16 protein-coding genes are annotated in these 26,554 nt (G+C 48.7%); 8 read left to right on the top strand and 8 right to left on the bottom strand.

The features are described from left to right. Positions 1-66: 66 nt before the first annotated feature. The gene (locus tag Q0577_RS06470; RefSeq protein ID WP_298733886.1) at positions 67-999 is read left to right on the top strand and encodes an AraC family transcriptional regulator; all 933 of its coding nucleotides are present in this window, start codon (positions 67-69) and stop codon (positions 997-999) included. On the opposite strand, the gene Q0577_RS06475 is transcribed toward Q0577_RS06470, so the two are convergent. From Q0577_RS06475 to Q0577_RS06495, 5 genes are all read right to left on the bottom strand, one after another. After that, positions 953-1,450 carry a hypothetical protein gene (locus Q0577_RS06475; RefSeq protein WP_298733888.1) on the bottom strand — a complete coding sequence of 166 codons (498 nt, stop codon included), beginning with the start codon at positions 1,448-1,450 and terminating at the stop codon, positions 953-955. The genes Q0577_RS06470 and Q0577_RS06475 overlap by 47 nt on opposite strands. 56 nt (positions 1,451-1,506) lie before the next feature. Then, positions 1,507-2,088: a Crp/Fnr family transcriptional regulator gene (locus Q0577_RS06480; protein ID WP_298733890.1), complete on the bottom strand. Its 582-nt coding sequence runs from the start codon at positions 2,086-2,088 to the stop codon at positions 1,507-1,509. 28 nt (positions 2,089-2,116) lie between these two features. Then, entirely contained in the window at positions 2,117-2,920 is an 804-nt protein-coding gene (locus Q0577_RS06485; protein WP_366883971.1) for a helix-turn-helix transcriptional regulator, read from the bottom strand. A 177-nt stretch (positions 2,921-3,097) separates the two neighbouring features. Then, positions 3,098-3,874, bottom strand: a complete 777-nt coding sequence (locus Q0577_RS06490; RefSeq protein WP_298733893.1) for a response regulator — start codon at positions 3,872-3,874, stop codon at positions 3,098-3,100. Positions 3,875-3,891: 17 nt separating this feature from the next. After that, a complete protein-coding gene (locus Q0577_RS06495) occupies positions 3,892-7,008 on the bottom strand; it encodes a two-component regulator propeller domain-containing protein (protein WP_298733895.1) in 3,117 nt (1,038 codons plus the stop codon). A 251-nt stretch (positions 7,009-7,259) separates the two neighbouring features. Here Q0577_RS06495 and Q0577_RS06500 point away from each other — a divergent pair, with 251 nt between their 5' ends. From Q0577_RS06500 to Q0577_RS06520, 5 genes are all read left to right on the top strand, one after another. Further along, the gene (locus Q0577_RS06500) at positions 7,260-10,364 is read left to right on the top strand and encodes a TonB-dependent receptor (protein WP_298733898.1); all 3,105 of its coding nucleotides are present in this window, start codon (positions 7,260-7,262) and stop codon (positions 10,362-10,364) included. Between the two features lie 26 nt (positions 10,365-10,390). Then, complete coding sequence (locus Q0577_RS06505; RefSeq protein WP_298733900.1) at positions 10,391-12,289, top strand: RagB/SusD family nutrient uptake outer membrane protein; 1,899 nt, start codon at positions 10,391-10,393, stop codon at positions 12,287-12,289. A gap of 25 nt (positions 12,290-12,314) precedes the next feature. Then, the gene (locus Q0577_RS06510) at positions 12,315-13,016 is read left to right on the top strand and encodes a DUF3823 domain-containing protein (RefSeq protein ID WP_298733902.1); all 702 of its coding nucleotides are present in this window, start codon (positions 12,315-12,317) and stop codon (positions 13,014-13,016) included. 103 nt (positions 13,017-13,119) lie between these two features. Further along, the gene (locus tag Q0577_RS06515) at positions 13,120-15,564 is read left to right on the top strand and encodes a glutaminase family protein (RefSeq protein ID WP_298733904.1); all 2,445 of its coding nucleotides are present in this window, start codon (positions 13,120-13,122) and stop codon (positions 15,562-15,564) included. Positions 15,565-15,666: 102 nt separating this feature from the next. Further along, positions 15,667-19,080 (top strand): PA14 domain-containing protein, encoded by a 3,414-nt coding sequence (locus tag Q0577_RS06520; protein ID WP_298733906.1) that lies wholly within the window; start codon positions 15,667-15,669, stop codon positions 19,078-19,080. Between the two features lie 70 nt (positions 19,081-19,150). On the opposite strand, the gene Q0577_RS06525 is transcribed toward Q0577_RS06520, so the two are convergent. Then, on the bottom strand, positions 19,151-19,927 hold the full coding sequence (locus tag Q0577_RS06525; RefSeq protein WP_298733908.1) for a M57 family metalloprotease: 777 nt from the start codon (positions 19,925-19,927) through the stop codon (positions 19,151-19,153). A gap of 373 nt (positions 19,928-20,300) precedes the next feature. Here Q0577_RS06525 and Q0577_RS06530 point away from each other — a divergent pair, with 373 nt between their 5' ends. After that, on the top strand, positions 20,301-21,359 hold the full coding sequence (locus Q0577_RS06530) for a glycosyltransferase family 2 protein (protein ID WP_298733910.1): 1,059 nt from the start codon (positions 20,301-20,303) through the stop codon (positions 21,357-21,359). Between the two features lie 22 nt (positions 21,360-21,381). Continuing rightward, complete coding sequence (locus Q0577_RS06535) at positions 21,382-23,187, top strand: hypothetical protein (protein ID WP_298733911.1); 1,806 nt, start codon at positions 21,382-21,384, stop codon at positions 23,185-23,187. On the opposite strand, the gene Q0577_RS06540 is transcribed toward Q0577_RS06535, so the two are convergent. After that, the gene (locus Q0577_RS06540) at positions 23,153-25,702 is read right to left on the bottom strand and encodes a lantibiotic dehydratase (RefSeq protein WP_298733913.1); all 2,550 of its coding nucleotides are present in this window, start codon (positions 25,700-25,702) and stop codon (positions 23,153-23,155) included. The genes Q0577_RS06535 and Q0577_RS06540 overlap by 35 nt on opposite strands. 111 nt (positions 25,703-25,813) lie before the next feature. Beyond that, positions 25,814-26,533 (bottom strand): head GIN domain-containing protein, encoded by a 720-nt coding sequence (locus tag Q0577_RS06545; protein ID WP_298733915.1) that lies wholly within the window; start codon positions 26,531-26,533, stop codon positions 25,814-25,816. Positions 26,534-26,554: the final 21 nt, after the last annotated feature.

Here is a 26,554-nt window from a genome sequence, read left to right on the forward strand (position 1 = left end):
TGTACCCTGATTTTTGTAACTTCAGTATAGGGGGTTAAACTTGTACCGGTCAAAAAAAACTGTGCCGTGCCTGTAAAGAGTCATCTTCGCAAAGTAGGTCTGACAGACCCAAACCACCTGCAAACGCTGGTAGAGAACAGGCGTATATTCAACCTGCGCAATTGCGAGCTGAATATCTTTGAAAGTTATCAGCAAGCCTACCAGGTGCCCCTCAGCTTCCCTGATTTTGTGATCACCAGCATGATCCGTGGTAAGAAGGTCATGCACCTGTCTGACGAGCCGGGTTTTGACTATCTGCCCGGTGAAACCGTGATCCTGCCCGCTAATGAGACCATGCGTATTGATTTTCCCGAAGCCACACCCGAAAATCCCACCCAATGCATTGCCCTGACAGTGGATGCGGCTTATGTGAACGAAACCCTGCAGTACCTGAATAATTACTACAACAGTAAGGATGAACAGAATGAATGGAAACTGCAATACAATCAATACCACTTCTCCAATGATGATGAGATCTCCGGCCTGATCAACAAGATCATCCGTGTTTGCAGCAGCCCTGATAAGTCAAAGGGCATTTTTGCGGATCTCTCGCTGAAAGAGCTGCTCATCCGCCTGATCCAATGTCAGCATCTGCAGCAGGTAGAAATGGAAAAAGGCGACCATTCCAACCAGACGCGCCTGCATTATGTATTAAACTATATCCAGGAACACCTGTCAGAAAGGATCGCCGTAGATGTGCTTTGCCGCAAGGCTTACCTGAGCCGCAACGTATTCTTCAAATGGTTTAAGGAGCAATTCGGGATCAGTCCGCTGGAGTACATCAATGCGTCCCGAATCCGGCTGGCCAAGGAGCTGCTGGCCGATGCCCGAAATGATATACAATCTGTGAGCGCACAGTGCGGGTTCAGTGACGTGAATTATTTTATACGCGTTTTCAGGAAACTGGAGGGTATTACGCCAGGGGCATATCAGGGGTGTGTAACGGGGCGGGTGCACTGATCTTCCTCACAGACCAATACCACACCCACCCAATAAACAACACCTGCAAAGGCACCCTGAACCACAAGTACTCCGGCCCGGGGCCATCATAGCTTCCTTGCTGCATATTAAGTTGTACCACAGCCCCATAAATATTGGCCGGAAGCAGCAGGATAAAGAACACGATCACTGCATAGCCTGTATGCCGCCTCAGCGCAGGCACTAGTAGCGCTAGTCCCATCAGCACTTCCATCACACCGGTAATATACACGATCGCTGTTTTGAAGGGAATAAAGGGAGGGACCATCATGGCCATGCCCTTTGTAAAAAGCACATGCCCGGTGGCTGTAAGGAATAACATCAGGCACATGGCCAGGTTGGCGCTGAATGTCAGGCGCCATTCACCGGTGGTCCACCGGCAGATCAGCGCACTTATTACAAAACCCGGAATTAAGACTGCTAAAGTTTCCATTGTTAGTTATTTCCAGCAAAATTCAGCAATACCGGGCAGCCCTGAAATGATGTATGTTAGTTTTTTGACTGCTGTTTCCGTATACGGCTCAGGCTTTCGGGATGGATGCCTAAGTAAGAGGATAAATGCTTTACAGATATCTGTTGGATCAGCGCGGGGTGGCGCTGCATCAACTCATTGTACCGTTCTTCCGCGGTGCGCGACAGCAGGTCCATCTCCCGGCGCAGCCTTTTTACGTACTGGTACTCTGCTATCAGGCGGCCTATCCGCTCGCCATTATGGTATTGAACGTAGAACTCCTGCAGCATCTGCAGCGGGATCGCCACTACTTCCGCATCTTCCAGCAATTCAATGGCAATGGCGCTTGGCTCCCGGGTAATAAGGGAGTAGTACGCCGTTACAAAATCGCCCTGGAACTGGAAGTCTACCGTAAACTCCTTATCACCTTTTACAAAGTAGTTACGTGTGGCCCCGGTATTGAGGAAGTAGATAAAGTTCTCCACCTGGCCTTGCCGGATCAGGAAATCACCTTTCTTAACATCTTTAACGATAAGCGTGGCTGCAAAAGCCTCCCACTCTGCATCCTCAAGAGGACTGAACCGGGAGAGGGCATGCCGGAGCTGAAGAAGATCGCTCATGGCCCAAAAATAGCAAAACATTTACATATCAGGGCGTTGCCGGGATCAGGGAGGTATTGGAATAAGAAGAAGGCGTAGTGCCCGTAAAAGACTTAAAATCCCTGATAAAATGCGACTGGTCTGCATACCCGCAATCATATGCTATAGCTGTAAATGAAGACTCATTCCTGCTGATCAGCTGCAGGCTTAGCTGGAAGCGGTTAATCTTACTGAAAAGTTTAGGTGTCATGCCGGTGTACTGCACAAAAAGCTTTTGCAGGTAGCGGGGAGTTACATTATACCGGTTCGCTGTATTCTCAATGGTATCTGCAAATGAATTACTGCGCATGTCTTTCATGATCTCGCCGATCATGCGCAGCTTCTCTGCTTTCTTTCTTTTCATGGACATACAATGCACCAGGAACCCTTCCAGCAGTTCGATCCGGCTGCGCAGGGAGGGCGCTTCCAGCAGCCTGGCATGCAGCTCTTTTACAACGGCGCCCATCAGGTCACGGAGGTCCACTACTTTATCATTGAACAGGGAGACTTCTTCGTCCAGGAAAAAGGCAGGGGCATGCGGCAGGAACTTAACGCCCAGCATCACCTGTCTGCCTACTGACTTCACCGGTGTGGGTTGTGTGATCTGGCCCCAGAGCTCCACAGAAGGGGTATCCTGGAATATGCCGTTCACTTCGGTACGCCATACACCTTCGCCGAGGTTGAAGATCATTTCCATGTTGCCAGCCGGAAATACGGTATCGTTCAGCTCAACACTGGAATCCGATTCAAAAATGAAGTAACATTTTACGTACGGCTTTAATTGTTCTCCTGGTGTTATTTCCCGGTAAGTCATAGTCTTTCGGCTAACGCTGATAAAGTTACATAATTTCAGCACCAAAGCAGTAGTCTGTCACATCTTACGGGTGGTGACATTCCACGCAATAGTTTCTTCGCAAAGCTAAAGCGGTTTGCCTGCTTAAAATTGAACAAAACGGAACAGTTTTATACCAGCCTGCAATTTTTTGCGGCTTTACTGGTTATCTTTCTTTCCCTGCCTCGAATGGATGTATTCTGTGGGCGTCATATCAAACTGGCGCAGGAAATTCCGGGTGAAATTGCTCTGTGTACTGAATCCGGTCATATTCGCCACTTCATAGATCTTGTACCTGCCATCGGCCAGCAGCTCTGCCGCCCGTTTCAGGCGCACTACATTGATCAGCTCAACGGGGGTAAGATCTGATACAGCTTTGATCTTCCTGTACAGGGTGATCCGGCTCATGTTCATAAAGCTGGCCAACTTTTCCACGTTGAGGTCTGCATCTTCCATATGCTGCAGGATGGTGACATTTAATGCTTCCAGGAAACGTTCGTCTTCCCGTGTATGCGCCATGCTCCTGATATGTACCAGTGGTGAGCTGGCAAAGAATGCGCGCAGGTGGTCCCGGTTGGCCAGCAGGCTGCTGATCTGCGCCTGCAGGTGTTCTTTGGAAAAGGGTTTTTCAATATAGGCGTCTGCTCCCAGCTCCAGTCCTTCAATCTTTGACTGGATGGTATTCTTGGCGGTAAGCAATATAACGGGGATGTGCGAATGTTCAAAGCTGGATTTGATATGGCGGCACAATTCAAAGCCGTCCATCTCAGGCATCATTACATCGCTGATGATGAGCTGCACTGGCTCTTTGTCCAGGATCTTCAGGGCATCCTCTCCCCTTTCCGTTACCAGCACCCTGTAACGGGGCGACAGGATGCGCTCCAGGAATTCGAGGATATCTTCTTCATCGTCAACTAGTAAGATAGTCGGTAACATACTGCAATATGCTTAATCTATTCGGTTTTTAAAGGGATCTGTAACACAAAGGTATTGATCTGTTCGCGGCTGTTCTTCAGGTATAGTTTTCCCCCATGCAGTTCTGCCAGTGAACGGGCAACGGTGAGACCGATACCGGTGCCTTTCTGTTTCGCGGTTTCCTTGAGCCGCACAAATGGCTTGAAGATCTTTTCCTGCATGTCTGCAGCAATAATATGGCCGTCGTTGCTGATCTCTATGGTAAAATAAGCATCGTCCTTACCTGCTGGATGCAGTACAACGGCTACCTGTGCACCGGCGTATTTAATGGCATTGCTCAGCAGGTTGCCCAATATCCTTTGCAGGGCTTCTTCGTCGGCAACAGCGTTAATGGCATAGGAAGGCAGATCAATGGTATAATCCAGTCCGCGTTTCTTTGCCTGGGGGGCAAAGTCAAGGAAGACCTGCTGCAGCAGGGCTCTTACATTTACTTTGGACAGGTCCAGGCGGAAGCTTTTCACTTCTATCTGGCGGAAGTTCAGGATATGGTTCACCAGCGACATCAGCCGGTTGGTGTTGCGCTCCATCATCTTTACATCGTCCCTGATCTGCGGCAGCTCGTCTGTTTTTTCCAGCAGGTTTTCCAGCGGCCCGTTGATCAGTGTCAGCGGCGTGCGTATCTCATGAGCTACATGTGTAAAGAAGTCGATCTTCGCTTCAAAACTTTCCTTTTCCTTTTTCTTCTGTGTTCTGCGATGATAATCGCGGATGATGTAAAAGCCGATGCTAAGCACCAGCAGTGCATAGAACAGGTATGCCAGCGGACTTGCCCAGAAAGGAGGCAATATACGGATGATGAGCTGCCGTTCAGATTCATCGCCCGCCCCGTTCACCACTGCTTTTACCCGGAACACATATTCACCCGGTGAGAGGTTGGTATAATACACTTTCCGGTTTGGCTGGATGGTGGTCCAGCTTTCGTCCACGCCGCTCATGATATACCGGTAGCTGGTCATATCGGGCGATATATAGCTTAACGCTGCAAAGTCCATGCTGATGGAAGAACGGTTGTAGGGCAGCTCTATTTTATCTGCATACAGGATGGATTGTTGTAACAATCCGCTGTCGCGTGCAGCTGATATCTCGCGGTTGTTGATATACAGGGTGGTAATATATACCGGCGGTGTTGGCGTATAGGCCGGCGATTCGTCGGGTCTGAAAGTGATCATGCCCTTGATGCTGCCAAAGTAAAGTGTACCGTCGGCATCCTTAAAACCGGAGTTATAATTAAAGTGATCGCTGGGCAGCCCGTTACTTTTTGTATACACTACCATGCGCCGCGTAGCAGGATTAAAACATACCAGTCCTTTTGATGTGCTGACCCACAACTGATAGCGGTCGTCCTCTACAACCTTGTAAATGTAATTGCTGGGCAGCCCGTTCTGCGTCATATACCGGATAAATTGTTTCCTCCCGGGGCCCAGCTGTGAAAGGCCGCCGCCTTCTGTGCAGAACCACAGGTTACGGGCATGATCTTCAAAAATATTATTGACGTAATCAGTGGGTAAACTGTTCCGGTTGCTCAGGTCGTTCACCAGCTGTCCTTTAATCTTTTTTTCGCGGTTGAAGTAATAAACGCCCTGTCCGTGAGTACCTGCCCATATTGTTTTATCGCGGTCCTCGTACAAACAGGAAATGATAATACCGGGAGGTATTTCAGGCGCCCGTATAAAACCGTCTGTCTGCGGCTCATATTCAAACAGCGAATTACCGGTTCCGATGAATATCCGGCCGGATGATGAGCGCAGCAGGCTGGCGATAAAATCACTTTTCAGATCATGCGAACCCTTCCCGGCGGCATAGTGTTTACGCAGCTTACCGGTTTTGATGTTCAGCACATCCAGTCCATGCTCATGGGTCCCTATCCATAGATCATTACCATCTGCTGCCAGGCCATGAATATTGGAATAGGTGATACAGCCGGCTGTACCTGCAGGTTCAAAATGCGTAATGTCTCCCGTGGCGGGGTTCAGTTTGTTCAGCCCTGCATCTTCCGTGCCTATCCATATATTACCATCCTTATCCTGGCAGATCTCACGTGCGGCATTGCCACTGATGGAATTCTTTGAATAGTCCGGGTAATATTTCCTGAAGAACTGGTGTTGCCGGGCGTAATAATTCACACCGCCAAAGAATGTACCTGCCCATACATTACCCTCATGGTCCTTACAGAGTGCATACACGGCATTATCAGACAATGAATAGGGGTCCAGGAATTTCTTGCGCAGGTTCACCACCTTTCCGTCGCGCAGGTCCATTATAAAGATACCTGATTCGGTACCAAACCATATTTCGTTATCGGAGTACTTCAATATACTGCGGATGTAAGCGGTGGTTTTGTCGGGATTATAGGTAAGTATATCTTTATAGGTCTTTGTGTCGATATCAAACATTTTGGCGCCCTGGCAGGAGGTGCCTACAATGATGGATTGAGGGCCTACGGGCAATAGCGCTTCCATGAAGCAGCTGCCTACTGCCGGTGAATGGGAGAACAGGTTGTAACCTTTGAAGGTTTGAGTAGCCCTGTCAAAACATTGCAGGTCGCCAGCGGCAGTACCCACCCACAAATTACCATCCCCTGCTATGCAGATGGTATTGGCCATAAAATAACGTTGTTTGGGAAAGCGCTTCAGTTCGCCGTTCTGCAGGTTATAATAACATAGGGAGTGGTCGGCAATGAACCACAGCAGCCCTTGATTGTCAGACTGCAGGCTGTAAACATTGCGCAGGGTGTCAATAACCCTTGTAAAGCGCTCCTGCGTGCGTTCATAGCGGTACAGCCCTTTCTGGGCGCCTACCCACATGGTGCCGTTATCGTCTGTATAAAGGGAATAGATCAGGTCTTTGGTGAGCGAGCGTTCATAATCATCATCCAGGTTAAATACTTTGATCTGGTAGCCGTCAAAGCGGTTCAGGCCCTCTTTGGTGCCAAACCACATAAATCCGTCCCGGTCCTGCAGGATGCTGATGACGGTATTATTGGAGAGGCCGTCCTCCACCTGGTAGTGCCGGAAATAATAATGCTGCTGTGCATTAGCAGGCAGCACGAGCCCCAAAGCCAGCATGATCACTGTCAAACACCGCAGAATCCGCATAAAATCAAGTAGTTAGATATGGCTGACGTTTAACCCTCAAACTTATGAAACATTTTGAACAAATAATGATACGCCCTGAATAATCGATTTAGCAAACAAAAACTTACTTCGCATAAAGGTTTAAAAGTACCAAATACTTTGCAATAATTACGTAATCGTTTACGTCGTTTTATTAACCAACAATTAATAGCTCATTTATGACATTCCGCGTTAAGCGTCCCCCTTCCGGGACGGGGACAACTATTGCCTTTATGCTCATCCTTTTCCTGATTACCTGTTATCAATCCGTTACCGCACAAAACACCAAATTTGTTGTTAAGGGGACTGTAGGAGACAGCTCCGGTGTAGGCATACCGGGAGTGACCATACAGGAAAAAGGGACTAAAAATGCCACGTTAAGTTCCCCGGACGGAACTTATTCTTTGTCCGTAAGCAGCGAAAATGCCGTGCTGCTTTTCAGCTTTATAGGTTTTATTCCACAGGAAGTAAATGTTTCAGGACGCAGCTCGGTATCGGTGCGTATGCTGAACGACAAGACCGACCTCGGAGAGGTGATCGTAGTTGGTTACGGTACCAAACGTAAAGGCTCGGTAACCGGCGCTATTTCTGCCGTTACGGCGGATGATATCAGCCGTGTGCATGGCGCCTCTACGGTGAGCAGCACGCTGGCAGGTAAGCTGCCCGGCGTTTCATTCCGGATGTCTGACGGTCGCCCCGGCGCCAGTGCTGCTATTCAGATCCGCAACCTGGGCGATCCTTTGTTCGTAATTGACGGTATCCAACAGGACGCAGGTCAGTTCAATAACCTGTCGCCCAACGATATTGAAAGCATCACGGTGCTGAAAGATGCTTCCGCTGCCATTTACGGCGTTCGTGCGGCCAACGGTGTAGTCGTAGTGACCACCAAGAAAGGTAAATTAGGCTCCGGTAATACAATCAACGTAGACGCTTATACCGGTATCCAGAACTGGACCAGGTTCCCTGAGCCGCTCACCAACTCATACGATTACATGAAGTACCGTGCAGAAGGTGAGATCAACCGCTTCGGCAGTACCAGTATCACCGATGCAGAACTGGAAAAATACAAAGCCGGTACAGAGCCGGGTTATCAGAGCTTCAACTGGAAAGACTTTATCCTTAAAAAGAATGCGCCTATCCGTTCAGCCAACGTAAACGTTACGGGTGGAACAGACAAACTTAACTATTACCTCTCAGGCACGCAGCTGTACCAGAACTCCATGCTGGGCCGGGAATTCGTGTTCAAACGTACCAACATCCAGTCTAACGTTACGGCTAAAGTAGCGACTGGCCTGAAGGTAGGCGTTCAGATCAACGGCCGCATAGAAACAAGGGATAATCCAGGCGTACCCTATGCCGACGACTATTGGCTGGCCCGCTTTGCCATCCTGCGTAATACGCCGCTGGAAAGGCCCTATGCCAACGATAATCCAAATTATCTGAATGATATCAAGCATAACGAGACCAACTGGGCTTATCTGAATAAAACCTTATCCGGCAAATACAGGAGCGATTGGCGTGTACTGCAGGCCAACTTTACCGGAGAGTACCAGATACCAGGCATCAAAGGCCTTACACTCAGTGGCATCTATTCTTACTATATCGCTGATAACGTGCTGAACAACCACGAGTACACCTACGTTACTTACACATATGATCCTGCTACGGACGCCTATAATCCTACCGGCGGTAGCTCCAATCCATGGAGAGAACGCGAGCAGATCAAACAAATCAATACGAACCAGCAGATACAGCTTAACTATAGCAACACCTTTGGCCGCCATACTATAGCTGCCACACTGGTAAACGAAAGGATCAGGAACCAGCGGCTCCGTAACTGGATACACGCTGTTCCTACCACCAATGTCTTACCACTGATCTACTTTAGTACTGCCGACACCTACGATGACAGCGATAATATCGAAACACGTATCGGTTATATCGGCCGCTTCAGCTACAGCTATAACGATAAATACTTCCTGGAAGTAGCAGCCCGCCGCGATGCTTCCTATGTATTTTCTCCAGACGACCGGGTTGGCTACTTCCCCTCTGTGTCCGCAGGATGGAGAATATCCGAAGAACCTTTCATGAAATACATCATCAAGAACAACAACCTGCTGAGCGATCTGAAGATCAGGGGCAGCTACGGTATACTGGGTGATGATGGTTCAGCACTTGGCCTTCCTGCCTATGCCTACATCGAAGGTTATAGCTATAACGAGGGTATCGCTATCTTCAATGGAGCGCCTGTGGTTGGATCAAGAGACAGGGGCGTTCCCATCACCAACATCTCCTGGTTAAAGAGCCGGATGTTTGATGTGGGCGCCGACTTCAGCCTGCTGAACGGAAAGATCAGCGGCGCTGTAGATTACTTCTACCGCAAACGTACAGGCCTCCGCGGCCGTAAATCAGACGTACTGGTGCCTTCCGAACTCGGCTATTCACTGCCCGATGAGAATGTTAACAGCGACGCCCAATATGGTCAGGAAATATCACTAAACTATAATGGCCAGATCGGAAAGGTGAGGTTCAGCGCGGGAGGTAACTTCGCTTACTCCAGGCAGAAATTCCTGGCATCTTACAAGCCCACGTGGCTAAATTCATGGGACCACTACCGTAGCTCTGCAGAAGGCAGGTTTACCCGTATTGACTGGGGTTTGGAAACCATTGGCCAGTTCACTTCACAGGAACAGATCAACAGCTACCCGGTAAATATCGACGGTCAGGGCAACAAGACCTTGCTTCCCGGTGACCTGATCTATAAAGACCAGAACGGCGATGGCAAAATAGACGGCTATGACGAAAGGCCTATCGGTCTTGGCGCAGGTAAACAGCCCAATATTAATTTCGGTTTTAACTTTGCCCTTGCCTACCGTGGCTTTGACTTCCATGCCGACTTCTCCGGCGGTGCAGGCTATACCTGGTTTCAGAACTGGGAAACAAGAAACCCGTTCCAGAACGATGGTAACCTGAATAAGATTTTCCTTGACCGCTGGCACCGTGCGGATATGCGCGATCCAAACAGCGCCTGGATACCCGGCAAATATCCTGCACTCCGCTTTAACGACGTAAATCATAGCAACAACCGCAACTCCGACTTCTGGGCGCATAACGTAAAATACCTGCGCGCAAGAACCATCGAACTCGGTTACTCCATCCCGGTGTCAGTGCTGCGCGTTGTAAACATGCAGAAGGCCCGCTTCTACATAAATGCCTATAACCTTTTTGCATTTGACAATTTGAAGTCTTACGACATCGATCCTGAGATCAATGACGACAACGGCCTTCAATTCCCGCAAAGCACCGTGTTCAACATAGGCATGAATCTCACTTTTTAAGTAACGGACCATATTAAATGACGAAGATGAAAAAACATATTCCACATATCATATTTGCCCTGATGCTGAGCTCCGCAGGGTGTAAAAGTGACAGCGAATTCCTGAACCAGACTCCAACTAACATTCTTACAATTGAACAGGCCTTCAAGGATCCCGCACAGGTAGAGTCCATTCTGGCCAACCTCTATAATCGCCAGCTCGACTTTAGCGGTCTTGACAATGGCTGGGCCTCTTTTGCTGACTTCAGTGAAAGCTTCCCTTCAGAGAACGGGGCCGCAGGTATTGTGCAACGCGACAGCTGGGGCTTTGGTGAGTGGGGCACCTGGGACTATACATATATCCGCGAGCTGAACCTTTTTATTGAAAGGTGCACTGCAGCCACCACTCTTTCTGAAGATAGCAAACGCAGGTTCCTCGCAGAAGCCCGCTTCCTGAGAGCCAATTACTATTTTGAAATGACCAAGAGAATGGGAGGTGTACCGCTGATCCTGAAATCAATGTTATATGACTTCGGCGGAGACCCCACCTACCTGCAATTTCCCCGCGCCAAAGAAGCAGAGATGTATGATTTTGTGATCAGTGAAGCAGAAGCCATTAAAGGGGATCTGCCTGTAGCGCCCAACCAGAAAGCCAGGGCCACTATGGCAGCTGCACTGGCAATGGAAGCACGCGCCGCGCTGTACGCTGGCTCAATTGCCAAGTATGGTTTCCGTACTCCGCAGGTAACCCTGCCCGGTGAAGAAGTAGGTATCCCTGCCGCTAAAGCAAACGGTTACTATACCACAGCGCTGACCGCAGCCAGGGAGATCATTGAAGGTAAAGCGGGCAACTATTCCCTTTACAACAGCAAGCCTGACCTGGCAGAGAACTTTGCTAATATCTTTCTTGAAAAGAACAATAACCCGGAATCTATATGGGTAGAAGATTTTAAATTAAAAAGCGGTAGGGTGCATGGCTTTACCGTGTCTAATCAGCCACGTTATGGCGCTGAGGAAGAAGAAGGAGGAAGACTTAATCCCTCTCTCAACCTTGTTGAAGCTTTTGAAAAGCTCGACAACACTTTTGCGCCTCTTCCCGTTACAGATGGTAGCGGTAACCCGATTTACTACGACAACCTGCTGGACATTTTCGCCGACAGGGATGCACGCCTCGCTGGTACCGTAATTACACCCGGCTCCGCGTTCAAAGGCCGTAACGTAGATATCTGGGCCGGCTACCTGCTGTCTGACGGAGGTATTCTGACAGGTGACGACCGGGGAGCACAAAAGCCGCTCCCTGGCACCACCAGTCCGGCGGTACAGGTGGTAGGCTTCGATGGCCCTATCAATGGCAAGGAGTTCACCGCCCAAACAGGCTTCTACATCCGCAAATACCTGGACCCCTCTCCGGGCGCAGGCTCCCGTGGTACCAACAGCGAAGTGCCGTTTATCCGTTACCGCTATGCAGAAGTACTGCTCAATGCCGCAGAAGCTGCTTTCGAACTGGGGCAACCAGCAGTAGCCGCAGGCTATATGAATGAAGTACGCGCCCGCGCAGGACTTACCATTCCGCTGACTGCCGCTGAGATCACCTTTGATAGGATCGTACACGAACGCCGTGTAGAACTGGCTTTCGAAGGTCACATCCTGTTTGACATGAAACGCTGGAGACTCGCGCACATCGTATGGGACGGCACCAGAATGACCGTTGCAGATCTGACCAGCAACATCGGTAAAGCTACCAAACGCAATACCCAGCCTTACGGGCTCTGGCCTTACAAATATTACAACCCAGGCAATCCCAATAACGGTAAATGGGTATTCAGGATCGTATTACCCGCACTGGTAACCCAGGCCAACCGCTTCAGACTAGGCAATTACTATTCTTTCATCGATGACAACATCAGGTCTAATAACCCGAAAATAGTAAGACAGCCTAACCAGTAATTCTTAACAGCTAGAATTGATCACCATGAACTTTAAACGTCACTATATAGCACTACTTATGATCGCAGCCGCTTTTGGTGCCTGCAGGAAAGATAATTATGATCCCCCGGCCTCCGACCTTACAGGACGGGTAGTATACAAAGGCGAACCGGTTAACGTGGAATACAACCAGGTATCCTACCAGCTGTATCAATACGGATTCGGGAGACTGGGTCCTATTGAAGGCTTCTTCACGCAGGAAGGCGGTTATTCCATGAAGCTTTTCGACGGCGAATACAAATTCATTATTCCCAATGGCCAGGGGCCCTTTGTATGGAGACAAACACCAACCGGCGCTCCGGATACCGTTGTCATTAATGTAAACGGCAAGACTGACCTCGACGTTGAGGTTACGCCTTACTATATGATACGTACGCCTGAGTTCAAATCTGCCGGTGGTAAGGTATCTGCCACCTTCCGGATAGATAAGATCATCACAGATGCTGCCGCTAAAGACATCGAGCGGGTAAGCCTGTATATCAATAAAACAACTTTTGTGTCTGGTGCCAACAACATCGCAGTCACTGACCTGAACGGCGCTGATATCACCGACCCGGCAAATGTTGCCCTGGAGGTAGACGTACCAACTATAGCTCCGGCGCAATCCTACGTATATGCCCGTATCGGACTAAAAATATCCGGTGTGGAAGACCGGCTTTTCTCACCCATCGTAAAAGTATCTCTGTAGCATAACAAGAGCCCGGCCTTTCGTTCATTGTTGTTAACCTTTCATAACATACAGGCGCTGCGGCAACTATAATCGGATTAATTTAAACTATAAATAAGTGTTCATGAAGAGAAAATGCGTAATTGCGATCTTATTATTTATCAGTCATTGGAGCTATGCACAACGACAGGCGCCTGCCTATCCACTTATCACGCATGATCCCTACTTCAGTATCTGGTCAACCAGCGACGGGCTGACTGCAACACCCACCAAACACTGGACCGGCGCCGATCAGTCCATTGTCGGTATATTGAAAGTGGACAGTACCCTGTACCGCTTCCTGGGAAATGAAGAGAAGTACTACAAAACCGTGGTACCGGCAGCGGATGAAGTGAACTACGATGCCACCTACACTGAAACTGCCCCTGCAGACAACTGGAAAGATCCTGCATTCAACGATAGCCAGTGGAAAAAAGGGAAGGCCCCCTTCGGCGATGATGCCGCCACCGCAAAAACACAGTGGCGCAGCAGGGACATCTGGACCAGGAGAACCTTCACCCTTAACCAGTCAGACTTCAGCAAGCTGTTCCTGAAAGTACAGCACGATGATGACATAGAAGTTTTCCTGAACGGCGAAAACATCTACTCTCATAAGGGTGTAGCCGGTCAGTTCAAATACCTGCCGCTGGATGAAAAGATCCGCAAAGCCCTGAAGAAAGGAAAGAACGTACTGGCCGTGCACGTGGTGAACACCGGCGGCGCTGCCTGGCTGGATGCCGGTATCGTAGAAGAACCTGCACCCAACCCCGACCCCGCCTTACAGGTGGCCCAACAGAAAAAAGTAACGGTCAGCGCTACACAGACAATATATGAGCTTACCTGTGGCAAAACAGATGTGCAGCTTACCTTTACCTCTCCCCTGCTGCTGGATAACCCGGAACTGGTATCAAGACCGGTATCTTACGTGAACGTGGCAGTTAAGGCAAATGATGGCGCTGAGCACGATGTACAGCTGTATTTTGGCGCGTCTACAGACATTGCCGTTAATACCCCCGCACAGGAAGTGAAAGCACAGCAATACGCCGCAAAAGGCCTTTCAATCCTGAAAGCCGGCACCACCGCACAACCGGTATTACAGAAAAAAGGCGATAACGTTCGTATAGACTGGGGGTATATGTATGTGGCAGTTCCTGCCGCCAACACCGTACGCCAGTTTGTGACGCCTGCCCGTCCCTTTACGCAGGTGTTCCAGCCCGCTAAACAGGCTGCTTCCACCGGTAAACACCTGGTGCTGAACACCGTAGTATCCCTGGGCAAAGTAGGCACGGTTACCAAAGAACAACTGATCCTGGTAGGGTATGATGACCTGTACTCCGTACAATTCTTTGGCCAGAACCTGAAAGCCTGGTGGAAAGAAAAAGGCGGTACCATCGAAGATCAGCTGGCAGCAGCTAACAAAGACTACAGCAGCATACTGCAGCAATGCAATGCCTTCAACGAAAAATTATTCAGCACCGCAAAAGCAGCTGGTGGCGAAGCATACGCAAAGCTCTGTGAACTGGCTTACCGCCAGAGCATCTCTGCACACAAACTCTTAAAGAGCCCGCAGGGTGAAACACTGTTCCTCTCCAAAGAGAACTTCAGCAACGGTTCCATCAACACGGTAGATGTAACCTATCCTTCTGCACCCCTCTACCTGCTTTACAATCCTGAGCTGCTGAAAGGCATGCTGAACGGCATCTTCTACTACAGCGAATCCGGTAAATGGAGCAAGCCCTTCGCCGCGCACGACCTGGGCACTTACCCGCTCGCCAATGGCCAGACCTACGGTGAAGATATGCCCGTAGAAGAAAGTGGTAACATGATCATCCTCACTGCCGCTATCGTAAAGGCAGAGGGTAATCCTGACTACGCACGCAAACACTGGAAAACACTCACTACCTGGTCTGAATACCTGGCCAAAGAAGGTTTCGATCCTGCCAACCAGCTCTGTACCGACGATTTTGCCGGTCACCTGGCCAGGAACGCCAATCTTTCCATAAAAGCCATCGTTGCGCTGGGATGCTATGCAGATATGGCTAAACAGCTGAACGACCAGGCTACTGCCGATAAATATCATGAACTGGCTAAAGGCATGGTGCAGAAATGGATGCAGCTGGCTGACGATGGCGATCACTATGCACTCACCTTTGAAGGCAAAGGCACCTGGAGCCAGAAATACAACCTGGTATGGGATAAGCTGCTGGAACTTCAGCTCTTCCCTGCAGATGTGTATAAGAAAGAAGTGAAATACTACCTCACCAAACAAAACACATATGGTTTACCGTTAGACAGCCGCCGTACCTACACCAAATCCGACTGGATCGTGTGGACCTCCGTGCTGACAGATAACCAAAATGATTTTGAGGCCCTGGTAAAACCTGTATACAAATATGCGCTGGAAACTCCTTCCAGGGTGCCGCTGAGCGACTGGCATGAAACACCGGACGGCAAAATGGTGGGCTTCCAGGCACGCAGTGTGGTAGGTGGTTATTTCATCAAACTACTCGAGAAAAAATTCTCTCAATGATCCTTATTTATCCATATTCCTGATTAGCTTAACTCACAGGCCTGTTGCTATCCGGCAGCAGGCCTTTTTATATCACCATATGAAACCCAAAATCCCTCAGTTATGAAAAAATTCCTGGTCTTTATCGTCCTCTTGCCATTACTTAATGTGCAGGCCCAGCGAAAACCGCCACGGGTACAGGGAAGCCCCTACCCCTTCTCTGCTGTACCAGATCGTTTGTACCTTACTTCTGAAAATTACTCGCCTTCAGAGAAGGTAGCCCTGCAAACCCTGATGGGCGTCATCGCCCGTACTAAACCGGAGATACTCAGAGACCTCTCCGGTCACCGCGGCCTGGTAGAAAAAGCGGGCGTCACTATCGACAACACTTATTACAACAATTTTCCCGGGCTGCTGTCGCATTTCACCAGCCGCCTCTCCGGCTACATTCTCTGTAATGCCAGGGATCACTCTACCAATGTGGCCATCTCACTGTCCGGTATCATGAACGCAGTAGCCATTCCTGCAGATATTGAGCAGAGCGCCATCAACGCCGGACTCACCCTTCTGCTGGATGTGCGTGATAAGAACGAAACCTGGGCCCTGGCTAATTATGACACCGCCTTCAGCCGTGACATCGCGTCTTACCAGCAAAGCGCTGATGACCGTGTGGGCTTCCTGGCAGATTACAGCACTTTCACCAAAGCATTCCAGTTCTGGGACGATTCGCATACCGGCCCGCTGGCCACCAGCGTGTACAACCGCATGAACAAAGGCGCCACCTACTTTGGCTGGGGCCCGCAGGAATACGGTACGGTAGAACAACTTTCATTAAAATCGGGGATGATCATCCCTTCCGACTGGGCAGCCAATATGTCGGCCCTCACCAACATTCCCCCTATCAAAGATGCTTTCCGCCAGAAAGATCCTGTAAAGCCTTTTGAGGTAGTGCCCAATGTGCACACCGTCTGCTTTGTGATCACTGACGGCGATAATGTGCAATGGCTGCTCGGTTCACTGGAGAACATGAACAACTGGAACAATCCTAACCGCGGCCGTGTAAACCTTGGCTGGACCATCTCTCCTTCCCTTGCAGAGCTGGCGCCGGTGGTGTATGAAAAATATGTAGACAACTGCCTTACCACTCCCGATGGCCGCAACCTGCTGATAGCCGGCCCCTCCGGCAGAGGTTACTACCTGCCCGGCCGCTATCCCGATGCAGACCTGGATACCGCCAACAGCCTGCTGAACCGCTACATGAAACAGGCCGACCTGCGCATTGTGAACATCATTGATGCAGATGACAGCGATAATGATCCAACCGCCTACCTGAAACAGGACAACATCGATGCCCTTTTCTATTATAGCTACGGCGCCAACTATACCGGCCGCCAGGGAAAGATAGACTGGTATAAGGACAAGCCCTCTATCGGTGGCAGATATACGCTGTGGGGTACCTTATCCTCTCCTGAATCACTGGCCGCCAAACTGAACCAGGCATCTACCAACATCTATTCTGAAGACGGCTACAGCCTGATATCCGTACACGTATGGTCAAGAAGCGTGAACGATGTGATAGACTGCATCAACCGCCTGGGCCCCAATGTACGCGTAGTAGCCCCTGATGAATTTGTATGGCTGATCAAAAAGAACCTGAAGAACATTCCCGTGGGCACCGGTAACGGACTGAAAGCAGCGTATTACGACGGTTATCATCATAACCATTTAAAATACCGCCAGACAGATCCTACTGTAGACTTTGACTGGGGCGCCGGCTCTCCCAACACGGCTTTGCTGGGTAACGACCAGTACTCCGTAGAATGGTCCGGACAGGTACAACCCCTGTATTCAGAACAATATACTTTCTATGTTACGGCCAATGATGGCGTAGTGCTCAAAGTGAACGGCCAGCCGCTGATCGTCGATCCCAATACGCAGGGCACACACACCCGCAGTGCCACCATCACGTTGAACGCGGGGCAGAAATACAGTATCGAACTGAAATACTCCGAAGGCAGTGGTAATGCCAGCTGCCGGCTGGAATGGCAAAGCGCTTCTCAATTGCGGCAGGTGATCCCAAAAGCACAGTTATATAGCCGGCCTTCATCCACTACAGGTTTTGTTACCGCCTTTGAATATCCCAACTATGGTGGATACTCTGCCGCACTGCCTATTGGTAACTACACGCTGTCTGGTCTGCAGCAGAAAGGCATTAACAATAATGAGATCTCTTCGCTGAAAATTGCGGAAGGATATAAAGTGATCCTTTATGCAGATGATAATTTCCAGGGCGATTCTGTCATACTTACTTCGAACCGCATGGCCATTCCCGGTTGGAACGATAAAGCCAGCTCGCTGAAAGTACTGGCTAACGGCGCTACCAACCTGGCAGGCTCTTATACCATCAAGAATGTAAACAGTGACCTGTTCCTGGATGTACGCGGGGGCCTCGGCGGACTTGGCGACGGGGTTAACATACAGCTCTGGCATGGCACAAATGCTGCCAACCAGACCTTCAACCTCAAACACCTGGGCGAAGGACGTTATACCATCACTGCCTATCACAGCGCCAAATCGCTGGATGTAGCGCAATCAGATACTGCAGAGAATGCCCGCATCTGGCAATGGACTGCCTCCGCGGCATCCAACCAGCAGTTCATTGCACTGCCCGCCGGTAATGGCTATTATAAATTCGTGTCTGTGCTCAGTGGTAAAGTGCTGTCTATCCGCGATGAAAGCACTGCGCCCGAAGCTGCCGTAGTACTGCGTACGGATACTGCGCAGGCTTCCGCCCGGTGGCTGCTTACAGCCTTACCTCCGGTGGGCAATGGCAACGGCCTCAATGCTGAGTACTACAACGGGATGGATTTTGACACACTGAAATTTACACGCATAGATCCCAATATTGATTTCAACTGGGGCGATGGTTCACCCGGCGGCGGCATCACCAATGATCACTATTCCATCCGCTGGACAGGCAAGATCGAGCCGCGCTACTCCGGCGAATACACGTTCTACATGACCAGCGACAACGGCAGAAGGCTGTGGATCGACAACCAGCTGGTGATCGATAAGTGGATCAACGACTGGGACATTGAATACTCCGGTACCATTACGCTGACAGCTGGTCAGCTGTATGATATCAAGGTGGAATACTTTGAAGATTTTGGCGGCGCCAATGCACGGCTGCGTTGGTCCAGCGCTTCACAGCCCAAGGAGATCATCCCCAGGAACCAGCTGTATGCCATCGCCCCCGCAGCGGCTAATGCGCGTACCGCTGTTTCGCTGAAAGAGACCCCGGCAAAGGACGATCATGTGGTATTGTACCCGAACCCCTCCCAGGGAACGATCCGCCTTAAATTTGGCGGAAAACAGGCAAAGGTAGCGGTGTACAATGCGTCTGGTCAGGTGGTGCTGCCGGTGAGAACGGTCGGGTATGATGAACCGCTGAACATTTCCGGACTGCAGGACGGCGTATACTTTATTCAGATAGATGTAGATGGTGTGAGAACAACGAAACGATTGTTTAAAGGGTAAATTGGATTGACACAAAAAGAAAAGGGCGTTCCTTTCCAGGAACGCCCTTCTGCGTTATGGCTATACCTGTTTATTGGGGATATAGAATTTGTGTGGCCAGTACATCACCGGCGGTAAATCCGGCCCAGTTCAGTACAAAGGAGTTCATTACAGAATTCGCATCCACGGTGGGCGTTCCGGGTATGTGTATACCACTGGTCTGGTTGGTATGATGGAAGCCGATGGTGTGACCAAACTCGTGCGTAATGGCAAACAGTTTCTGGCTGGCGGGCAGGCTGTTGTAGTTGGAATTGATCTCAACGCTTACACCGGGGCGGCCATTGGAAGTAGGCAGGTAAGCGCGGGCTATCCAGTTGGCGCTTTCAAAACCCATGAACACCCTGGTATAAACACCGGAGGGGCTGCTGATGATAGACATGCCCAAACGGGTGCCATTCACGGCATTCCAGTTGTTTACCGCACCCTGTATGGCTGTTCTCCAGGCAGTAGGTACGGCTGGTTCAATATAGATCCTTACATTGTTGTTGTAGGTGTTGCTCACAATGTAAGTGTGCCTCCGCTGTTCTGTCTGCGGACCGGTAGCGCCATCTTTCTTCCACTGCTCAACACGTGCTTTCAGTTCTGGCAGGGTCATGATAATATCGCTTTCTATAATCACCCGGTCTCTTTCATACACTATTTTTTGTGCATCAAATCCCTGGCTAACGAGATACTCCGTCATCTCAGCGGTATTATCTGCCGGAGCGGCGTCTTTTAATTCTTTGTCTTTCTGGGAACAAGCGGAGAAGAGAATAACTAACAATGCTACAAGTGTGGAATAACTGAGGGTTTTCCTGAGGTGCTTCATAGTAACAGATTTTGAGTTAAACAATGCAATAAAGATAAATAAGACAAGTGTGATGGAAATGCAGTGAAAAAAAACGATCTGGCTGCACTCCTTATGTCAAAAAAACGTAACAGAAACCTATTTCTGGGAAGTGATTTTATCATATTTCCCTATATTTTTATGAACATAGAAGTTAACGCAACTTCTTACTGGTTCTCTACGCCCAAATAATAACTTAACACCCTCTTTAGGAGTTAATCTCAATCTTATGTGGATTTTGGAACTACTGTTGATCGCATATTGCATCAAGATAGGTGTTTATTGCATTCTTTACATCCGTAGCAGTACGGAGGACCTCAATCGCAATACTAAAGTTAGTAACCCGCTCCCATCAGTGGATATCATACTGCCAATGTATAATGAGGAAAAAGTCGTGGTCAGAACAGTAAATAACCTGCTGGACATCACTTACAAAGCATGCACAATTATTATTGTTGACGATGGCTCTACTGACAATAGCCTCTCTATTGTATGCAGCCACTTTTCGGGGCATCCCAGGATAAAGATAGTCCACCAGGAAAACAGTGGAAAATCTATTGCGCTCAACAAAGGAGTAAGCGCATCCAACAGCGATATTATTGTTTGTATTGATGCCGACACGCTGGTAAAACCAGACGTATTAGACAAGATCCTTCCTTATTTCCAGGACAGCACAGTGGCGGCCGTGTCTGGATATGTAAAGGTCGGTAACCGGACTAACCTGATCACCTGCATGCAATATATTGAGTATGTTACCATCCAGAACTTTGAAAGGCTTGTTTTTGAACCCATGAATGGCATCCTCGTAGTACCCGGCGCATTAGGCGCATTCCGGCGCTCCGTAGTAATTGCAATGGGTGGCTTTAAAACAGATACACTGGCTGAAGACTGCGATATCACTATCAGGATGCTTTGCAATAACTACGTAATAAAAAATGCACCTTCAGCAATTGCCTTTACGGAAGCACCTGATAGTACAAGGATGTTCATTAAGCAAAGGGTACGTTGGACAGTGGGTATGGTCCAGGGGTTGCTTAAGCATGGCAAGGAACTTCTTACCCACTCCAACAAGGCGCTGGCTTACCTCGTTATCCCTTATACCTGGATCTTTCGCATACTTTTACCACTGCTGGCGCCGTTGGCAGACTATTATTTCATAGGCGGCATCCTTGCAGGCACATATGGCATGTTATCATATTACCTGCTGTTTATTCTTGTAGATGCAATGGTTCCTGCATTTATCATGGTCAAGAGGGAAGAACGTGCGGGCGTTCTTAAATGGATCCTGCTGCAGCGTTTCCTGCTCAGGCACTTAACGCTGCTAGTTTTCATCCAGATACTTATGAAATACTTCCGGGGGAATCAGAAAGGATGGGGTAAAATACCCCGTACCGGAAACGTGGAACTGGAATAACAACAAACAACCCATAACCATTATGAAAACTGAGCATTCAAAACCTGTCACGGCCGATAACACACGCACGCTCATCCTCCATGATTTTTATAACCTGATCATCAATGAAGAGGCGGATTACGGCATGATAAAGCAGCTTTATGTAACATTGAATATTCTCCGCCATACCGCTCCACACGTGACAATACACATTAACGACAGGAGCAACACAGATTACCGGCACATCTGGAAAAGTGACAGCTATCTTTACCATTATCTGGACGATATCCTATTTAACAGAAAATGGGAGGATATTGACTTTACCACTTATCAACTGGTTATTGTCCACCCCGCCACTGAAAAGGAGCTCTATACACACCTGAACACAAAATATGGTCAGCTCATCACCGCCATTCCGGAGGTCTTCTCTTTTATAGATCTAACCAACGCCAGTAATGGTATTTTCAAGCCTGTTACAGATCTTTTCAGGGAAAAGGCTCCATACCATCCCGGTCCCAGGCTATCAGCTGCGATTCGCGGCTTCAAGTACGAGATGAACCGTGCATTTACTGGTATGAACAGAGACAAGCAGCAACAGCTGCATGCCAGACCTATTGAAAAAATCATATCAGTAAACCACACATTTGCTGGCAAAAGTTTCAATAACATCCTTCTACTTGACGACTACCAGCGAAAATTCTACCTGGGAGACTCTTGTTTCTGGCTGATGAATATGAAGGAACAGATAATTAGCCTGTATAAGGCAGCAAAAGTCAGGATCAACTGTTGCAATGAAAAGCGGTTCGAAATGCTAAATAAAATATTCACAGGTTCCTTCGGCAACAATGTCTCATTTACGAATACCGACTGGAAAGACCTTGACATGAAGGCCTATGACCTGATCATATGCCACGCAGACCTGGTGATGAAATTCCTTAATTATCTCAGCGCCAATTATACAAACGGGCTTCCGGGCACATCTATATATTGCTTCTCCAACAGGGGAGGATTTAAGGATACTCCTAACACCTCAGCATGGGACTCCAGGCTGCTGCAGAAAAACAACGGCCATCCGACAGACGCTTTAACAGCACTCAGAAAAGCCAGAAAAAATGATTTCAGGGAGATACTTATAACCGAACAGGAACGCCAATGGGCAGACTCCTGGCTGCAACAACACCAAATAGAAAAAGAACACAGTGTAGTGGTATTATTAGCCGGGGCATCCGTCCCTCAGAAATCGATCTCTTTCCAGGCCTACATTGAATTGATAAAATGGTTCACCGCCTTTCCCGGAATAAAAGTATTAGTATTTGACGAACATAACATAGGCCGAAAAGCGGAGCTCGCCGCCGTTTTGAGCTCCCACGTGATGAGTCGTGTGATAGTAGCCGGAGGACTTGGCATCCGTAAAGATATGGCCCTGCTTTCAAGCCGCTATATCAGCGCTGTCATTGGTCCATGTACCGGCATGTTACATCTGGCCAATGGCATTTATTACTACCTGAAGAACAAAAACATCATAGAAAGCAAAGATATACCCCTCCTGCTTACCTACACAGGCGATCTCAGCGATCATGAGTCTGCATATCACCCAAGGTTCTGGTGGACCAATACAATGGTAAAGTGCGCTATCATTTCAAAGGATGTCAGCGGGCGCAGCATCGTCCGGAAGCTGAGCCAGTGCCCGTTAAGTGTAGAGGAATACCAGAAAATATCTCTGCCGGTAAGTATGTTTACCGGAGAGCTGCTTATCACCTATATCCGGGAAAATTTCCCGCACTTTATGAGCAGGCTAACCCATACAGTTTATACTACCGGTTGTACCACTGCACAAGGTGCTCCGTAACATACCCTTCCCCATTTACTTTATACAAATGTTCATTCCCCGGAAGCATCTCCTCTATCAACAGGCTGGAGCCAGCCTTCCTGATAATTTTCGCATATAATAATACCAGCAGTGGATTATGAAAATCAATATACTGAGGTTTGCTGTCCCCCTTTCCTGCGTTTGAAGCATTACGGGCACGACTGGCATCCTCAAACTTATTAGTTAGATGAACAAATACCCTGGCCGGAAGGCCAAGCTCCTTTCTCCATTTGTTTACAGCAAGAAAATAGTCGTCATGACCAATATCGGGCTGCTTAAACAGCAGCTTATCACAGGGAATGCACCATGCCTTCCTCTGTAATATCAGTTTACCATCATAAACTATGCGGGGTATAGCCAGTACCCCCTCTCCTCCCAGATAGGGCTTCAACAGGCTGGCTACTATAGGAAATGTAGCAGGGTCATTACCAGAAGTAAATTTTGAAAGAAAATCAAAAAGCGGTGACCGGTTGTTAGAAAGCTGCAGTCCCAGATCGTACAAAACGATCTCCTTCTGCGACTCCCGGTGAACAAGCATAAGCCGTTGCTGTTTCCTATCCTCCCTGACGAGGATGTCGGCAATATCAATATAATAGCTGCCTGCATTGTTACTGCCGCCGGGCATTCGCAGTTTACAGGGCAATAGCTGCGGATGTATATTGGCATTTGAATGTGCATTATCATTATTCTCGCAAAGGAGCGCATCATTCCCTTCCGGAGCGTTTGCATTAAGCTCCCTGAGTAGCTGGGTTATCTCAGGCGTAACGTAGTACAGGAAACGGCTGAACATTTTGCCAAAACCAAGATGAATGCTGTTCACCACTGCCTTTAGAGCTTTCACCCCGGATATGCCATCGGGTTCTTCATACAGCTGAACAAAAGCGCTCATCGAGCCGGGAGGAAGAGTCACGGGGAGTCCGGTTTCCATAGCAGCCCCCATGATATCACTGGCAGACAAATGAAGCTCCTGATCGCCTTCCTTATAAACCGCCTTACGGTTAATAACGGTTATGCATTTCGCTATACGCTCCTTCTCCGTACCGAAACTGTTGGAAACGCCAGCCCCCTCAGTCAATGAAAATTGTTCGAAGAACAACCATAACGGCACCTCCTGATCCTCATTATAGTGTTGCCTGTAAAAATCAAGCATCCGCAATCTGACGGAGAGATTCCGGTCATAAAAATAAAGGCAACCCGTCAAATGATTGATAGCAGTAACAAAGGACAATAAGGCTTCCTCCGGCAGGACCGGAGTGGCAGAACACTGGATGGAATCCTCAAAAAATAATTGCCGGGGCTTAAAGGAAAGCAACCCGTTATCCCGGCACAGAGCTTCACAAAGATCAGTTTGCGGCAGGCTCAAAATTAGCTTAGATCTGAGCCCGGCGAGCCGCTCTCCCGCTAGCTGCAGTAATGCACTTCTCTCCGCTGCGCTTCCGCTTTCCAGCTGCTTCGCAATTCCTGTGAAGCAACGAAGTAGTTCCACAACCGGTGCAGCAACTACAGCGTCATTCAGCGGTAACCCTGCTAACAGTTCTTCCAGCTTTATATTCCATTGAGGATCCGATACGGAGATACCAAAGTCCGGCTCTATAAACCCTACGTTAACAAGCGAGCTTAGTATCCCGGTACACACTTCTGCAGACTGGCCGGATCGCTGCATCAACGCTTTCCGCAGCTCATCCATAATAACCTCCTGCGTCTTTAAAATCTCCTGCACGCACCGCAGGTTGTCGTCAGCCACGATCCTGTGAAGCTTATACCTTCCCTCGTTACTTATAATAAAACTAAAATATTCTCCGTCTGTACAAAGGCTCCGGTTGAGATATACCTTAAAATGCCTGAGCACTTCATACTCGCCCCGCAGCAATAGTTTTAGATGATGGAACAACGCGCTGTTCAATCTCACAAAAGCCATCAGGCCGGATCCACCGTTCACCGGTTGGAACCTGTCATGTTTATCCGCATACGCGTCTGTTTGTCCAATGAATATGCTTGTAAACCGTCCAAATGGCGATGTCTTTGTGCACATTCTGCTGAGATAGCGGAGAAGTGTTTTTTCAATATCAAACTCCTCATTCCGGAAAGCCGCCGGAGCCGTCTGCTGGTATTTTATAAAATCGTTAACGAAATAATCGCTTGAAAATGTCAATGCCTGCTGAAAATTGTCGGCCGCCCCCTGCTCCTGCAACATAAGGCGGAGACTAACTACCGTTGAATTATACAAGTCATGGAAGGCTGCTTGCTGTGCCTGCAGAAGGGCGGTTCGCTCAAGAAAACTATTAAGAGCCGTCAGTACGTCCCCCTGCAGAACAGAGCGCGCATACTCCAGTTCCTGTGGTTTCAGACGCCTGCCGTTGAAGATACTGCGTCTTATATTCTGAAGCTGCTTCTGAGCAAGTGGTGGCGCCTCTTTGATAAAAATGAACAGCTGCTCACAAAGCCCTGCCTTTTCCCTCGCAAGGTCTTCTTCAAACTCCTGTAGCCACGCCATGCTTTGCCTCAATACTACCGGAGCATAGGCAGCAATGACATCAAAACTTAATCCGCATATTCTGCCGAATACAAAAGGGAACAGCTGAGCACTCACGGAGAATTATTTGACTTAATTGACCTTTGCTACATTTCCGCTGCCTTCCAGCCGCTTCGTTACAACGGGATCACCGAGGTATACTACATTGGCGCTACCCCCAAGCACTACATCAAGGGTAGATGTACATTTCACCTGCGCGCCTACGCTGCCCCTGACGTCCAGTTTAACATTCCCGGCCGTCAATGTGCGTGCATCCATATTTCCACTGCCTTTCAGCCGGCCTTCCAGCTCATTGCAGTTTCCGTTTAATTTAACTATCGAAGAGCCGTCCTTTTTGACCTTCAGCTTATTACAACTTACCCTAAGATCTATCAGGCCAGACCCGTTTGTCTCCACCTCCAATACGGCCGCCCTTACCGAACCTTTATGAGAAATAATGTTTCCGCTGCTTATACTTATCAATTTACTTAATTGACTGTAAGGTACATACACCTTGATCCCTTTATCCGTATTGAACCATACATCTGACTTATTCTTTATAACAAGTGCGTCTCCATCGTTCTGGCAAAGGATATAACCCATAAAATTATCCTCTGCCTCGATCCTGACATCCGGATCATTGGTTAATGAGTCAAGATAGATAGTTGCGGCAATATCCACGCGGATTACCGAAAAATCCTTAACCTTCCTGGATTGCGACACTACATGACCGCTTCCGTTGATCCCCTGGCAGTAAGCAGTCATATTAAAGGCGAATAGAAAGAAAAGCGGACAACAATACTTTTTCTTCATACAAAAACTGTTTAGTGTCTG

It is taken from the genome of uncultured Chitinophaga sp. (assembly GCF_937898475.1).
GTDB lineage: Bacteria > Bacteroidota > Bacteroidia > Chitinophagales > Chitinophagaceae > Chitinophaga.

Bases quoted from the DNA above. Each gene is read 5' to 3' on its own strand.
- Q0577_RS06475 (WP_298733888.1), bottom strand. From the start codon at position 1,450: ATGGAAACTTTAGCAGTCTTAATTCCGGGTTTTGTAATAAGTGCGCTG.
- Q0577_RS06480 (WP_298733890.1), bottom strand. From the start codon at position 2,088: ATGAGCGATCTTCTTCAGCTCCGGCATGCCCTCTCCCGGTTCAGTCCT.
- Q0577_RS06485 (WP_366883971.1), bottom strand. From the start codon at position 2,920: ATGACTTACCGGGAAATAACACCAGGAGAACAATTAAAGCCGTACGTA.
- Q0577_RS06490 (WP_298733893.1), bottom strand. From the start codon at position 3,874: ATGTTACCGACTATCTTACTAGTTGACGATGAAGAAGATATCCTCGAA.
- Q0577_RS06495 (WP_298733895.1), bottom strand. From the start codon at position 7,008: ATGCGGATTCTGCGGTGTTTGACAGTGATCATGCTGGCTTTGGGGCTC.
- Q0577_RS06500 (WP_298733898.1), top strand. From the start codon at position 7,260: ATGCTCATCCTTTTCCTGATTACCTGTTATCAATCCGTTACCGCACAA.
- Q0577_RS06505 (WP_298733900.1), top strand. From the start codon at position 10,391: ATGAAAAAACATATTCCACATATCATATTTGCCCTGATGCTGAGCTCC.
- Q0577_RS06510 (WP_298733902.1), top strand. From the start codon at position 12,315: ATGAACTTTAAACGTCACTATATAGCACTACTTATGATCGCAGCCGCT.
- Q0577_RS06515 (WP_298733904.1), top strand. From the start codon at position 13,120: ATGAAGAGAAAATGCGTAATTGCGATCTTATTATTTATCAGTCATTGG.
- Q0577_RS06520 (WP_298733906.1), top strand. From the start codon at position 15,667: ATGAAAAAATTCCTGGTCTTTATCGTCCTCTTGCCATTACTTAATGTG.
- Q0577_RS06525 (WP_298733908.1), bottom strand. From the start codon at position 19,927: ATGAAGCACCTCAGGAAAACCCTCAGTTATTCCACACTTGTAGCATTG.
- Q0577_RS06535 (WP_298733911.1), top strand. From the start codon at position 21,382: ATGAAAACTGAGCATTCAAAACCTGTCACGGCCGATAACACACGCACG.
- Q0577_RS06540 (WP_298733913.1), bottom strand. From the start codon at position 25,702: ATGGCGTGGCTACAGGAGTTTGAAGAAGACCTTGCGAGGGAAAAGGCA.
- Q0577_RS06545 (WP_298733915.1), bottom strand. From the start codon at position 26,533: ATGAAGAAAAAGTATTGTTGTCCGCTTTTCTTTCTATTCGCCTTTAAT.